General features: G+C 63.2%; 12 protein-coding genes and 1 pseudogene. 3 read left to right on the top strand and 10 right to left on the bottom strand.

Annotated features, from left to right (window positions below; all coding sequences use genetic code 11):
* Nucleotides 1–258: 258 nt before the first annotated feature.
* The 6 genes and pseudogenes from AC4D2C_RS06475 to AC4D2C_RS06450 form a co-directional block, all read right to left on the bottom strand.
* Nucleotides 259–396, bottom strand: coding sequence for a hypothetical protein (locus AC4D2C_RS06475; protein WP_490914060.1), 138 nt, complete (start codon nucleotides 394–396; stop codon nucleotides 259–261).
* Nucleotides 397–428: 32 nt separating this feature from the next.
* Nucleotides 429–1,166: pseudogene (locus tag AC4D2C_RS06470) on the bottom strand (formylglycine-generating enzyme family protein); the annotation flags it as partial.
* 329 nt (nucleotides 1,167–1,495) lie between these two features.
* The gene (locus AC4D2C_RS06465) at nucleotides 1,496–3,841 is read right to left on the bottom strand and encodes an arylsulfatase (RefSeq protein WP_490913524.1); all 2,346 of its coding nucleotides are present in this window, start codon (nucleotides 3,839–3,841) and stop codon (nucleotides 1,496–1,498) included.
* Between the two features lie 797 nt (nucleotides 3,842–4,638).
* Nucleotides 4,639–5,481 carry a universal stress protein gene (locus tag AC4D2C_RS06460; RefSeq protein ID WP_490913522.1) on the bottom strand — a complete coding sequence of 281 codons (843 nt, stop codon included), beginning with the start codon at nucleotides 5,479–5,481 and terminating at the stop codon, nucleotides 4,639–4,641.
* 242 nt (nucleotides 5,482–5,723) lie between these two features.
* Nucleotides 5,724–6,083 (bottom strand): cupin domain-containing protein, encoded by a 360-nt coding sequence (locus AC4D2C_RS06455; RefSeq protein ID WP_490913520.1) that lies wholly within the window; start codon nucleotides 6,081–6,083, stop codon nucleotides 5,724–5,726.
* A gap of 249 nt (nucleotides 6,084–6,332) precedes the next feature.
* The gene (locus tag AC4D2C_RS06450) at nucleotides 6,333–7,136 is read right to left on the bottom strand and encodes a GAF domain-containing protein (RefSeq protein WP_490913518.1); all 804 of its coding nucleotides are present in this window, start codon (nucleotides 7,134–7,136) and stop codon (nucleotides 6,333–6,335) included.
* 314 nt (nucleotides 7,137–7,450) lie between these two features.
* Between AC4D2C_RS06450 and AC4D2C_RS06445 the strand changes: the two genes are divergently transcribed.
* Together AC4D2C_RS06445 and AC4D2C_RS06440 are read left to right on the top strand one after the other, a co-directional pair.
* Nucleotides 7,451–7,870 carry a MarR family winged helix-turn-helix transcriptional regulator gene (locus tag AC4D2C_RS06445; RefSeq protein WP_490913516.1) on the top strand — a complete coding sequence of 140 codons (420 nt, stop codon included), beginning with the start codon at nucleotides 7,451–7,453 and terminating at the stop codon, nucleotides 7,868–7,870.
* A 389-nt stretch (nucleotides 7,871–8,259) separates the two neighbouring features.
* Entirely contained in the window at nucleotides 8,260–9,012 is a 753-nt protein-coding gene (locus AC4D2C_RS06440; protein WP_490913514.1) for a GAF domain-containing protein, read from the top strand.
* 75 nt (nucleotides 9,013–9,087) lie between these two features.
* Here AC4D2C_RS06440 and AC4D2C_RS06435 read toward each other — a convergent pair whose 3' ends face one another.
* Nucleotides 9,088–9,840 (bottom strand): GAF and ANTAR domain-containing protein, encoded by a 753-nt coding sequence (locus AC4D2C_RS06435; protein ID WP_490913512.1) that lies wholly within the window; start codon nucleotides 9,838–9,840, stop codon nucleotides 9,088–9,090.
* Entirely contained in the window at nucleotides 9,830–10,168 is a 339-nt protein-coding gene (locus AC4D2C_RS06430; protein ID WP_490913510.1) for a hypothetical protein, read from the bottom strand. The genes AC4D2C_RS06435 and AC4D2C_RS06430 overlap by 11 nt, the downstream gene beginning before the upstream one ends.
* A gap of 395 nt (nucleotides 10,169–10,563) precedes the next feature.
* Between AC4D2C_RS06430 and AC4D2C_RS06425 the strand changes: the two genes are divergently transcribed.
* Entirely contained in the window at nucleotides 10,564–10,839 is a 276-nt protein-coding gene (locus AC4D2C_RS06425; protein WP_334210065.1) for a hypothetical protein, read from the top strand.
* A gap of 304 nt (nucleotides 10,840–11,143) precedes the next feature.
* Here the strand turns inward: AC4D2C_RS06425 and AC4D2C_RS06420 are convergent, their stop codons facing one another.
* The gene (locus AC4D2C_RS06420; RefSeq protein ID WP_490913508.1) at nucleotides 11,144–12,763 is read right to left on the bottom strand and encodes an ABC transporter permease; all 1,620 of its coding nucleotides are present in this window, start codon (nucleotides 12,761–12,763) and stop codon (nucleotides 11,144–11,146) included.
* Nucleotides 12,763–13,704 carry an ABC transporter ATP-binding protein gene (locus tag AC4D2C_RS06415; protein ID WP_490913506.1) on the bottom strand — a complete coding sequence of 314 codons (942 nt, stop codon included), beginning with the start codon at nucleotides 13,702–13,704 and terminating at the stop codon, nucleotides 12,763–12,765. Before AC4D2C_RS06415 ends, AC4D2C_RS06420 begins: the two co-directional genes overlap by 1 nt.
* Nucleotides 13,705–13,963 lie beyond the last annotated feature (259 nt).

The following is a 13,963-nucleotide window of genomic DNA, read 5'->3' as shown; positions in this document are numbered from 1 at the left end:
CTCCCCGGTTTGCTGGTCCTCGGTAATCCTCGGATCGAGTCATCAGTCGATGCCGGACTGGCTCACGATCGCGGGTGGATCATTCAGACCTCGCGCGTCTGGGCAAGCATTTTCGGGCTGACCCCGGCAAGAACTCGGGTGAGCCCTGAGTACCGCATCGGCGCAGGCTAGCCCGAGAAATGCACGCTGACCGACGTAGTGGTCAGGAAACCTGTAGATCGACGTCGTCTGAGTCCCTGGGGAGGTCCGTAATCGGTTCTACGAGCACCACTTCCAACGCCGAATCCTCATGACCTGGTTGATGAGCTCGAACTCACCGCCGGTGAGCGTGGAGGCGTGATCGATCTCGGAGGCGACGACCCAAGCGCGGTCTGCCGGTCCGATGAGTTGCGGCATGGATCCGGCCCGGCCAGAGAGGCGCAGCGGAAACCCATGTTCCCGCTTGTCGAGTCCGGCGTGTTCCCCATCCTGCCGGTGACGGTGTATCGCCTACAGTAGGAGGCGTGACAGAGGTACGAGCCGCCGCGCAGCACGCGTTGTTCCTGGTCGAAAAGACTGCTTGTCCACTCCCAGACGTTCCCCGTCATCTCGTATAGACCGTAGTCATTGGCGGGGAAGGACCGAACGGGCGCCGTGCCAATGAAGCCGTCGTCTCCGCTGTTGTGTGACGGGAAAGTCCCCTGCCAAACGTTCATCATGTGCGTGTCACCGGGGGTGAGCTCATGACCCCATGGGAACTCTCGACGTTTGTGGCCGGCCCGGGCAGCGGACTCCCATTCCTGTTCGGTAGGCAGCACTAAGCCCGCCCACGCGCAGTAGGCCATCGCGTCATACCAAGACACGTGAACGACGGGGTGGTCAGGTCGGTCGCCGATGTCGGATCCAGGACCTTCTGGATGTTGCCATGTGGCGCCCGGGACCAGTCGCCACCACTCGGCGCCTACAACCGCCTGGGTGGCTGGAGCAGTAGGAGCAAGCAACAGATGGAAGACAAATGACGCCCCCCACTCCTCCGCGTCGGTCCGATACCCTGAGTCTGCGATGAAGCCGGAGAACTGTCGGTTCGTCACTGTAGTCGGCTCAAGCGTGCGGCTTCTGGCAAGAATCGCCGCCTCAAGGGTTTTGTCCAGCACCTGGTTCTGGGAAGCTTCCGTCGCCGGCTCCATAGGATGGTGCGGCGGGGTGGACGCAGTAGGCGCGCAGCACGATGAACGGACGTTGTCCTCCTGCGATGGGCTCATCATTCAATCGTGACTCCGTCCACTCTCTCTCACTTCCTCCCTCCCGGGTGAGCTGGGCGAGCTGGGCGACCGGTCCAACATGCATTCGGCGGTCAGGGCCCGCACCATATACGTCTCATACCCCTCTATCAAACTTTCTGCGGGGTTTCCGAGTTCGCTAGGTTCCCCCGATAGAAGCTGGTGGTGGGGTCGCCTGATGGCAGACGACGAGGATACGGGTACGTTTCTGGTGCGCTGCTTCGCGTCGTAAGGCTTCATTGCCTGCGGTAGTGGGCGTGGACAATCAGCTCCTCGTCGTGGAACGATTCAGGGGCGATGTCCACGACGACTTCCTTGATGGTGCCGGTGAAGGCGCCTCCAGGTACCGCGTAGTCACGCACAACCGGGTCCAGGCTGTCCAGGCCGATGTCGAGTCCTTCATCGAAGGAGAACAGTGCTGGAACGGTCTTGTCCAGCCGGCCGCGGCCAATAACGTTGCCGTCGCAGGTAAGTTCGACGTCGCCGCCCTTTCCTGCACCGCCGCCATCGTATTCGAACCGGAGAGCCACCTCGTGCTCTCCGGGGTCGATCGGTCCGGTGGCACGAACGGTCATCATTTCCATCCCGACGTAGTTGTGGGAATAGCTGGGGACGCCATTGAGGAAATAGAACGCCCATCCGCCGAATCCTCCGCCCTGCGCGATGATCGCCCCCTCGGCAGGTTCGTCAGGCAGGGTCACTGTCGCAGTGACGGTGAAGGAGGTGTTCTTGACGTTGAGCACAGTGTTTTCGTTCAGCCGGGTCATTCCCGGGCGGAGCGTCAACGTTGTCCGTCCTTGCATCAAGTCCGGTCGTCCGGCGGTTTTTGGATCGTACCGTTCGCGCTGTCGATCGTCCAGGGGAAGAACCTTGTATTTGGAAGCCTCGATCAGGAAGCGGTCCTGAAGTTCGCGGAGCTTGTCCGGCTGATCGGCGGCGAGGTCGTTTGATTGAGTCCAGTCGTCGGGTCCGTAGAGCTCCCACGTGTCGTCTGTAAGTGCTGGGATGTGGTCGTTGGCGTCAGGCCAAGGCAGGAAGTGCTGCGTCACAGCTGTCCATCCTTCGTGGTAGATGCCTCGATTGCCGCCTATCTCGAAGTACTGGGTGGTGTGCCGCTCCGTGACGTTTGCCGCCTCCTTATCGAAGGTGTATACAAAACTCGTCCCCTCTAGTGGAGTTTGCGGCACTCCGTTCACGAGTTGCGGTTCAGGGATTCCCACGAGCTCCAGAATGGTGGGCACGATGTCGATGACGTGGGTGAATTGCGACCGCTTCTCTCCCGCAGGTACGTGATCGGGGTACCGGGCGATCATTCCGGTCCTGGTGCCACCCCAGTGGGATGCAACTATTTTGCTCCACTGATATGGGGTATTCATCGCTTGAGCCCATCCGGCCGGCATGTGATTGAACGACGTCGGGCTGCCGATTTCGTCCAAGTGCGGTTTGATGTCGTCAGTGGTCATCAGCACATTGTTCTGGTAGGCCATTTCATTGAAAGTGCCAAACGGGCCCGCCTCGGTCGACGCCCCATTGTCCCCGAGCACATAGAGCACAAGGGTGTCGTCGAGAACCTTGATGTCTTCGAGGAAGCCCATCAGGCGAGCGAGGTTGTCATCAGTGTGGGCGGCCATCGCCGCATACGCTTCGAAGAGTCGTGTACCGACCACCCGGTCATCGTCGCTGAGCTCTCCCCAGGAGGGGATGTGCTCATTCTGTGCGGTCAGCACCGCTTCGGGGGGAACGATCCCCATCTCTTTCTGACGTTCGAATGTGATCTCCCGCTGCCGGTCATAACCGTGATCAAACGCTCCCCGCACCGCCTCCAGGTATTCCTTCGGAACGTGATGCGGGGCGTGGGTCGCCCCGAAGGGCAGGTAGGTGAACCAAGGCTTGTCGGGTGTCAACGATTCGAGATTGCCGATCCACGCGATCGCTTGATCAACCAGGTCCTCCGTGAGGTGATAACCCTCCTCAGGCGTACGTGGAGGCTCGATGTGATGAGTGCCATTGACCAGAGCCGGGACCCACTGATGGGTGTCGCCGCCGAGGAAACCGTAGAACTTCTCGAATCCCTCACCGGTCGGCCACCGGTCGAATGGACCGGACGGACTTGTCTCCCATGGCGGAGTTTGGTGCCATTTTCCGAAAGCTCCGGTTGAGTATCCATTCATCCGGAGAACCTGCGCAAGCGTCGCACAACTGTCCGGCCGTACAGCGGTATACCCAGGTACAGACGTTGCAAGCTCGGCCAAAGCCCCCATCTCCGCGGTGTGATGGTTCCGCCCAGTCAACAGCGCTTGACGGGTAGGGGAGCACAATGCGGTCGTATGGAACCGTGTGAAGGACGTACCCTCTCTAGCCATCCGTTCCGCTTGAGGCATCTTGGCTGGCCCCCCAAACGCGCTGCTCACCCCGAACCCCATGTCATCGACAAGGATCACCAATACATTCGGCGCTCCGCTCGGCGGTCGCAGAGGAGGCTTCGGAACCGGCTTGTGCGCATCCCGAGCATCCATTGGTGTGTCCGTCACTACGGGTCTGTCCACGATCGGCAGCTGGTACCTGTTCACACGCTCAGCCATCATTCCATCCTTCATCGAGTAGTCGTCCAGCTTCGTCGCCTATGTACTGTCGTCATTTCCTAGTTACCGAAGTGTTCGTCACGCCGGCGCTGAGACAGTCCCAGGCCCAGACCATAGGCCCCCTTCCTCAGCCGGCGCCTCACCCGTACTGGATGATCCGGCGCAATGGAAACTTCAACCGGTTGCGTGGCCAGACCGGAGAAGGCATTGAGCGCCGCCGCGTACGCGTGCAAGGTCGGAAGCAGGCCAGGAGTACGGGCTGGGCGATGTGCGGCAAGGTTCGAGGTAATCAACGCAGCTGCCCCTGCAGGGAGCCGCTGATACCAATGCCCTGAGCACCGCTCGAGCAGGTGGCTGGAGACCATGTTTCACGAACTGCGCGGGTCACGGATATCCCAATCAGGAGGAGGGTTACCGAAACAAAGGTGCCGTGCGAGCACGAACCCTGGAACCGCAGCCACGAGCGGACTACGAAAAGCAGTGAACTCGGGAATTCCGTTAGTCCGGGTTTGCACAGCACGGCCAGAAATAGGGAAGTCGTCACGCACGAGTTGAGTTGCACACGCTCGAGGATCGGCTAATGCCCTAGTGATCGTGCGCCGATCAGGACTGGAGGTGACCGCAATGGTGTTTATCGTCGGTGCATGGAAGGCAGCCCGCAAGGCGTTCCTCCTACGGGATGGCCTTCGACCTCAATCGCGCTGTTCGGAGGGCGGGCGCTGAGCATGGCGAGGCAGGCCCTAGCCTGTCTCAGCTCCCGGCCTTCGATCGACCAGCCGCTTTGAAGAAGTGGCGTATCAGCGCACGATGAGGACGTTGCCTTTGGCGTGGTGCAGGACGGCGTGGACTGTTGATCCGAGTCTGGCTCCGAGGGTGTTGCGGCCCTTTGCTCCGAGCACGACGCAGGACGCGGTGCGGGCTCGTTCCACGATCGCTCCCGGTGTCGAGGTGGCCGTCGTGGCTTCCTCGGCGATGGTGAGTTTCGTATCGGTGGGCAGCAGGTTCAAGGATTGCTGGATGATGGGGTCCCGTTCGGCGTCGGCGGCGACTTCCGCAGAGTTACGGCGGTAGGGGAGTACATGGAGAAGGCTGAGGGACTGGTTCAGGGTGTCCGCCAGGTTCGCGGCTTGAAGCACTGCGCGGTCGCTTTCAGGTGATCCATCCACGGCGACCAGCACATTGCCCTGGGCGGGCTGGTCTTCGCGCACGACCATGATCGGACAGGATGCACTGGCGGCCAGGTGCAGGCTGACGGACCCCACGAGCAATCCTGCGAAACCACCCAGACCGCGGGTTCCCGTGACGAGCAATGATGCGTCTGCTGAGAGTTTGGTCAGTACCTCGGCCGGGAATCCGGTGACGAGGCGCTGTGTGACTTCGATATGCGGTGCCGCCTGAACAGCATGCTCCACGCCTTCAGCAAGTGTCTTTTCGGCTTCGCGCTGCAGGCCGCTGTCCTTGATGCCTCCTACCGGGCCGAGGTTGTTGGTGAAGAGCGGCCATACCGAGCAGTGGGCGACGAGCAGGGAGACTCCGGTTGCTGAGGCATGCCGGGCGGCCCAGCGCACCGCCCGCTGGGATCCGTCTGAGCCGTCGTATCCGACGAGGACTGGTTTGAGTGAGGTGCTGGAGGTGTTCATGGTGATACTCCTATGTCGGGTTGCTGCAGTGCCTTGGTGAGATTTCACGTGCCGCGTCCGATGACAGCCAGGTACCCCTAGTGTGCACCCGGTCCCTTCGATGCGCTGTGCGGCGGGTGCTGAGGCGGGTGGTGCGGTGGAGCGCAAGGATGACCGCACACTGAGCACACAGTGACCGCACGGTGAGATGACGCAAGGATGGATCTCTTGATCGTCCGGGCACCAACCGGTGGTCCCTCATATCAGGAATGCTTCCCGGTGGGGTCGCCGCCGTGGCTGTCGCCGGCCTGGCTGGTGACCGTTGTCAGCAGGAACACGGAATCCTCCAATGCCTCCACCCCGTGACGCACGTGAGTCAGAGCGACGATCTCCCCGGTGCCTACCTCGGATTGGTCCTGACCGGTGACACGCACCCGTCCCCGGAGAAGGTGCATGCTCGCAGCAGGTGGTGAGTTGTGCTCGGCGAGAACCTGACCCGCCTTGAGCCCGAGGATGGTCTGACGCAGTGGCCCGTCATGGATGAGAATCGCGGCGGACCGACCCTTTTCGGCGGTTAGGGCCTCCTGTAAGGCCTTCGCCGCAGCGGTCTCGACATTGGGCATGATGCCTCCTGCACTTCGTTGTGTTCTTGGATGCCGCTGATAGGCGCAACACTACGGGTACGCTCATCGACGCATAGCCACTGCTCCGCCTGCTCTTCCAGTTTCGGATTCGTATCCCAACAGCCTTGCGTGCTGTGCCGAAGACGAGAACACGGCGGGACGGGTTCGCGCGAGGCGGTCCGCCCACCCACACGTGGATGACCCCAAGGGCGGCAACGCGGGATGGGCCGGGGGTGGCACGCGGGGGTGTCAGTCGAAGTGGGTGGCGGGGGGTTCCGCGCTGATGCTGGACACGATGTTGGCGGCGAGGTGGCGGAGTTTGATCTCCCGATGGCTGGCAGCGATTTTCATGATCTCGATAGCTGCTGATTGGCTGCACCGGTTCTGCCCCATCACGATTCCCGCCGCGAGGTCGATGGTGGTCCGTGACTGCAGTGCTGCGTTGAGATTCTCGGCCTTGTCTGACAACTGGGCTATGCGCACAGCCAGGCGCAGCGATTGTGCGGTGTCACGGGCGAACGTCTCCGCGGTCTTGATGGCTTCCGGCGTGAACCCGTCAACAGTGGTGGAGTAGAGGTTCATCGTGCATCCGGCCTCGCCCTCCAGTGCAATCGGTACTGCGAGGATGGCTCGTATCCCGTGCTGAGTGATGGTCTCGAAGTACTGTGGCCACCGTTCATCGGTTCGGGTGTCGCGGACATGGACGAGGGCGCCGATCCGTGCAGCTTCCAGGCAGGGTCCGTCACCGAAGGAGCACTGGATCCTGTCCAGTTCAAGGGCGTATGGACGGCTGCTGGCCAGGGTTCTCGCGTGCCGGGGGCGCAGGAGCGTCACCCCGCATAGGACCTCATGGTCCAGTCGGGACAGATGCCGGGCAGCGACCTGTGCCAGGTTGGTGAGGAACTGATCGACATCGCTGCTGTCCAGGACCAGGTTCTGCAGGAAAGTGGCTGTACGCGCCGACAGAGCAGGGGCAGGATCGCGGCGTTGCTTCCCAGCCGACCCCTCGGGACGGTCTGCGGAGGCTCCGGCCGAGCGGGAGATGTCGTTCATGATGATTCTCCTCGTCGGGAGATCGGCGTTCATTGGACAGCAACGCTCGGAAAACCCGGGACGTGGCACCCAGAAGACGTACACCACTATTACCTTGAGACACTGCCCACACTACGCGCGGAGATGTAACGGATCCCGACGCCGCCGGGGACAGTTGGGAGATCAACTATCCGTTCCGGCCCGCCCTGTTCCGCGGGCGTTAGGGACGAGCCGGACGCGGTCAGGTGGATGAATACGACGTGTGAGTTGTCACGGTACGTGGGTGCTATTTGAGGGCAGAGCGTACGGTGAGTCAGGAAAGAGAGTAGGTGTACGTGAATACAGCACACTGGACGACCAGTCGCTTGTTGAGTACGGCCGCCCGATTGAACGATCAGGACCAGAACCAGCGCTTGGCGGACCAGAACGTCACCCATGCCGGTGCGACCACGCTGAAGGCGCTGTCCGACAGTGGCCCGATCAGCCAGATACGCCTTGCCGCCCTGATGCATGTTCAGGGTCAAACCATGGGACGAGTCCTGGAAAAGCTCGAGCTCAAAGGGCTGGTATCCAGGGCCCGCGACACATTGGATGCACGTTCGATACGTACCCGCATCACAGCCCGAGGCCAGACGGTAGTGCAGGACATTGATCAGATGCGTGAGACTGCAGCGGAATCAGCAGGACTGTCCGATCAGATTTTCCGTGACCAGCTGATCGCCATCATCAACCGCCTTGGACCCGCCCCAGCCTGAGAAAGACCTGCGACCGGGGCGCTACCTGCGGAAGCAACAGATACCCGGTCACGCGTTCACCGCCGCACTTGCCAGCCAGGTCGAGGTGGTCGCCTCCGTCTCCTCGTCTGGCTGGTCCCGTCCCGTAGATCCGCGCGGGGTGACGCCCATCCGGCGGGGCGGCATGTGCGCCGGCAGGTGTACCGGGGAGCCGCTACTTCCATGCGGCGGATGTACCTCGGGCGGCCGGTCTTTCCGCCGACACTCGTCCTGATCGGGGAGGAGACGGTAGCCTGAACTACTAAGTGCGCTGATGATCGAGGGTCTCGGGCGAGTGATGCCAGTGGCGGTGCGGGTGCTGGGTGATGATGGCCGCGGAGGTCGCTGTGGATGGGCTAGTGCAGGTCAGGATGACGACGTTCGCGCTTTCCGAGGCGCATGTGAGCGTCGAGGATTTGTGGGTGCGGTACTACGGCCTGGGCGGTTCAATTTCGCTGTTCGAGGTCCAGTCGTATCTTGCCGGTCTTCTGGTGCCCTCACCACTTGAACGGAATCTCCTCGCGGAGGCCACGAACGAGCTGCTCGAGTCGAGAGCGGTGCAGTTGCGGGTGCCCTTCGATGCCGAGGATGACGCTGACGCTTCGGTCGAGGGCTCACGCAGAGCGCTCGGTGCTGCAGGTGCGTTCTTGTTCAGTGCAGGGGAGCAGGAAACGGAGCGACTGGCTGCGCTGGACAGGACGCGTCTGCTGGATTCCATTCCCGAGGGCCGGTTCGACCGGTATACGCAGCAGGCGACGGACTACTTCCGGGTCGGCACATCCGTCATTGCGCTGCTCGATGACCGGCGCATGTTCCTGAAGTCCGTGATCGGACCGCTTGAGCAGAACCTGCCCCGGGAGATCACGTTCTGCCACGCGACGATCCGCAGCGCCGGGCCGCTGATCGTCACGGACGCACTCGAGGATGATCGCTTCAGCACCAACCCTTTGGTCGTGGGGGAGCCGTTGATCCGTTTCTATGCCGGCCACCCTTTACGAGGCCCCGGCGGGTGGATCGTCGGCACCCTGTGCGTCATCGACCAGAAGCCTCGCGACTTCTCAGGTCACGACGAACGTTTCCTTCGGAATCTGGCTCGCCTCGTCGAGGACGAGATCAACGCCTGACGCGTAAGTCCGGTCGACGACGGTGTCCGCCCGCGCGGGCAGGAGACAGCGGGCAGAGGCAGGGGTAGGGGCCGCCTAGGTGAAATGGGTGCGAATCGGGCTGGTCTGACCGAGAGAGGCCAGCATTCCTTCGGCCAGATCCTTGAGCTTCACATTCCGGGCGTTCGATGCCCGGCGCAGGATCGCGATGGCTTCCTCCTGCCCACACCGGTTCTGTGCCATGATCACGCCGACGGCCATGTCGATGGCTGTGCGGGATTCCATCGCCGTCTGCCGGTCCCGTACCTCGTCACCGAGCTGGGCGATGCGCACGGCAAGTCGCAGCGACCGCGAGGTGTCCCGGGCGAACCCTTCGGCGACAGAGATGCCCTTCTCGTCGAACGTGTTCGGCCGGGTGGAGTAGAAGTCGAGGCCTGCGCTGGCACCGGAATCAAGCCTGATGGGAATGCCCAGGGCGGAACGGATCCCATAGGACGCGATGGCTTCCCGGTACTCAGGGAAACGTGTCTCCGTGAGGAAATCGGGGATGTGGACGGTGTAGCCCTCACGGGCGGCGCGCAGGCAAGGACCATCATCGAACCCGTACTGGATCTCATCCATCCGTCGCGCTTCGGCACTGCTGCTGGCAACCGTGATCATCGACCGCGGGCGCAGCAACGTCACCCCGCAGAACACCTCACCGTAGGCGCCGGTGAAAGCTTTTGCAGCGACCTCAACGAGCCCGTCAAGGAACTCCTGAACGTCCGCACTGTCCAACACCATGTCCTGCAGCATCGCGGTCACGGTGTCCTGCGTCACCTCGCGCCTGAGCTCCTGCTCATTCGGCATGATGCTCGGCACCCGGGTCACTCGCGCCCCATGCTGGTGCGCCGGTGCTCGTTCGCAGGGCACGATCAGGCGCGTTCGCGTGCACCAGATCGGCCGAAGTCTGATCGGTTCCCGCATCCTTCGGGCTCTCGGAAACGAGGTCGCGGAAATCCAGTTCCTCGGTGACTTCCTCGAGCCGGCTCTCGGTTTCCGGGGCGGGCCCGTCCTCGTGCACGTACTCGTGGTCGAGTTCCCGGTGAAGCTTGCTGTTGAGCACCTCGACTTCTGAGTCCGCCAAGACGTCCAGGTCCTCGGGGAAGGGTTCGGACGGGGTGATTCTGCTGTTCATCAGGTACTCATTTCAGATCCTGGAGTGGAGAAAACGCTTACGAAGGCCGGTGGCCCGCGTAAGCGATGACCGACGGATATTGTACCCAGCACGGGGGGGCAACGATCACTCGTCCTATCCGTGAGCTGCTCGCACGATACTGCGACACCGAAATCCCGCAGATCATCGATCGTCGTGGTCACGAACGGCGGCCGCCGGGTGCTTCACGGTGTCTTCCGTCAAGGCGCCCAGGCGCTGGGGCCGAGTGTTTACCGGCGCCGACTGTGGCACTACGTTGGGGGCATCCGGGCGAGCCCGATGCACTTCCTCACCACGAACGGGTTTTTCCGGTATCTGTCCGAACCACCCACAGCACCCACCACCCTGGTGGGTCGTGCAAGGAGGAATCCGTCACCATGGCACAAAACCTGAATCAGCCCGTTACCGATGACAGCATCAAGGTCCGCCAACTCAGCCACTACCAATTCAGCTGGGTAGCCGGTGATCCGGGCCAGCCCGGATCCTGGACCCTGCAACTGGTCCTCGACCAGGGAGCATGGGAAGAAGTCCTGACCATCGACGCCGATGATGCCGACAACCTCCAGGACCTGCTCTCCTCAGCGGAGACCGTCTACTACGACGTCCAACGCCGGACCCTGATGTTCGGTACAACAGAAGCCGGGCACCACTGACCTGAGAGCATCCGCCAGATCCAAGAGACCAACGGATCCCGCCGATTCGACGGTGAAAGGGGCGGCTCACGGTGCCCGCCCCTTTCACTGTTTCCTAGATGCACCCCCAGCGAACACAGGCAGCGATGACGACCGCATGCGTATCCCGCTGTCCCGGCGTTGGACCACGCGCTGCAATCAAGGCTTATCCGTGCTAGCAATGGCAAGTACGGGCGCGGTGATGCGCCCGTCCTGCCATCTCGCATGCCGCGGGTTCAAGATCATCGGTGGGATCCGGCAGCTGGCACCTCTGCCGGTGCGGGCCTCAAACCGACACGTCCCGTTCCCGGATGAGGCGGGTGGCCGCAGCCGCCATGATGATTGCCACAGCTACCATCAGCAAAGCGCCTTCCAGATGGAAGGCTTCAACGGGCATGGCTGAAGAGTGTCGGAACGGGCTCAGATCCTGGACCCACACGGGCAGGCCGAGCAGTTCTCCGAACTGTGCGAGGACCAGCGCAGCTGCCAAGGAGCCCCAGGCGGCAGCGCTGCTCCACCGGGGTACGACAGCGAACGCGAGCAGGGTCAGGGCAGGGAAGATGAGCGCCGCAGGGATGTGGGCGAGTGCTGCGGCCAGGGCTGTGCCGGGGCTGCTTCCCTCTGCTTGTCCCAGGGCGAGGACAACCGAGGCAGAGAATCCGGCGGCAGCGGCTACGGCGGTCGTCGTGATTGCTGCGACGGCGAGGGTGCTGCCGATCCAGCGCAATCGTGACGCCGGTACGGACAGGAGAAGTTCGGCCCGGCCTTCTGCCTCTTCCGTTCGAAGCCGCAGGACCGCTTCGATCCCGGCGGCAGCGGCCATAATCCCGGCGATGCCCAGCATGGCCGTGGTGAACAGGTCAACCAGGCCCGCGTCACCGGGGACGAGGCGGCTCATCAGATCGGCCAGGGACGGGTTTCCTTCCAGTGCGTCGCGGACCACCGGGCCCAGACCGCCGGCCACGGCCCCCAGCGTAGCGGTGGCGAAGGACCAGTTGGCCAGACTTCCGCGTTGCAGCCGCCAGGCCAGGCCCAGCATCGACGCCAGGCCGGTGCCGGCCCGTTCGGCGCCTGACTGATTCGCCGTGATGTAGCTGGTGCCCAGGTCCCTGCTGTTGCGCAGCACCACGGCAATCCCTGCCAGGATCAAGGCAGCGGCGCCGATTATGACCAGCGGCAGCGGGTCCGTCTCGGTGAAGGGCCGGGTGCGCTGGCCCCAGCCGATGGGTGAGAACAGTGCGGGCCAGGCTGCGGTAACGTGCAGCAGCGATGGGTCGGCTGTGCCGAGGGCGTCACCGGTACCGCGGATCAGGTAGGCGCCACCCACTAGCGCCGCGGACGTAGCGTTGGCGCTCCGGGCGGAGGGCATGACCTGTGCTACCAGGGCGGCGGCCGCCATGAAGAACAGACCCACGGCGCCAACAGCTGATCCCGCCAGGAGCGATCCCTGTGCCGGTAGGCCGGCGCCGATGAAACCGACGGCAACGGCCAGGGCAAGGACCACGTTGGCGCAGGTGCCGAGGAGCAGGGTTGCGTACAGGGACGTCACCCGGGTTGCCCGGGTGGAACCGACCAGCTCGGACCGGCCGTGGTCCTCGTCAGCACGGGTGTGCCGGACCACCAGGAATGCGCTCATCAGCCCGGCGAGCACTGCGGTGAACGAATACCCCTGAAAGAAGGTGACCGCTCCGGAACTGATGCCGTCGGGTAGCCCCCGGAGGAAGAGGAATGCCGGACTGGCGGCAGCCACGGAAATCAGGGCGGCGCGCTCGGCGTCCCCGCCGAACTGTGTGATGACAGCGGTAGCGGCCGCGTAGCCCAGGCCGGCGATGCCGAGGATCCAGGCGGCCAGAGTCCCGAGGTCCCTGCGGGCCTGGAGCAGGGCCAGCCGGAGCACAGCGCTCATCACAGCACCTGACCGTTCTGGCTCCTGTGGCTGGACTGCCCGGCATCCTGCACGCCGTAATGGCGCATGAACAGCTCCTCCAGGGAAGGGGGTGTGGCCGTGATGCCCGTGACGCCCGCTGTAGCCAAAGCATCCAGCACGTAGTTAAGGTCGGCTGGGTCGGCGTCGAACTGTATGGTTGTCCCGTCAACGCGGAGGTCATGGATTACCCGCCATGTGGACAGCACCTCAGGTGTCGCCGCCGACGTGACACGGAAGCGCGTGCGGGTGAGGTGCCGGAGTTCGGCCAAGGTCCCCGATTCCACTGCCACTCCGGAGCGGATGATGGTCACCCTGTCGCAGAGCTGTTCCACTTCGGCCAGGATGTGGCTGGAGAGCAGCACTGTCGCCCCGTCTGCGGTGACCCGGCGGACATGGCGACGGAATACGGCGTCCATGACCGGGTCCAGGCCCGAGCTTGGTTCGTCCAGCAGGTAGAGCCTGGTTGGGCGGCAAAAGGCTGCGATCAGGGCAGCCTTCTGCCGGTTGCCCTTGGAGTAGGTCCGCGCCTTCTTCCGCGGATCGAAGTCGAACTCGTCGATGAGCTGGCGGCGTAGGTTTTCATCCGCACCACCGCGCAGTCCGGCGAGCAGGTCGATGACCTCGCCGCCGGTCAGGTTGGGCCAGAGAGTCACGTCCCCGGGAACATAGGCCACATCCCGGTGTGACCGCACCGGCTCGGCCCAGGGATCGATGCCGAACAGTCGGGCGGTTCCCGACGTGGGGCGGATAAGTCCTAAAAGGATGCGGAGGGTGGTGGATTTTCCGGCCCCGTTGGGCCCCAGGAATCCGTGGACTTCGCCCGGCAGGACGGACAGGTCCAGGCCGGCAAGCGCGGCCGTCCGTCCAAAGTTCTTGGCGAGGCGTGAGGTGTTGATGACGGGAGATGAGTCTGACTGCATGACAGGATCCATTCCTTGGTCACGGCCAACACGCCACGACGGTTGCCATGGCATGCCGCAGGCGTTTCCGTTTGCGGGCCGACCAGGCTTCCCGGCTCTCCAACCGACATTTTACAAGCGGCCTTGAAGTGGTGGAAGTAGCTGACGGCAGAAACCAGCCTTGTCCTTCGCTCGGGCCGTGCGCGTACATCATCCACTCAGGACCCGTTGCGGATCTTGATACGGGTGCGATACTTGCGCCACGGAGGACGGGAGAACG

The organism is Arthrobacter sp. TJ-240 (assembly GCF_058269195.1).
This window is presented reverse-complemented; position numbering and strand designations above follow the sequence as displayed.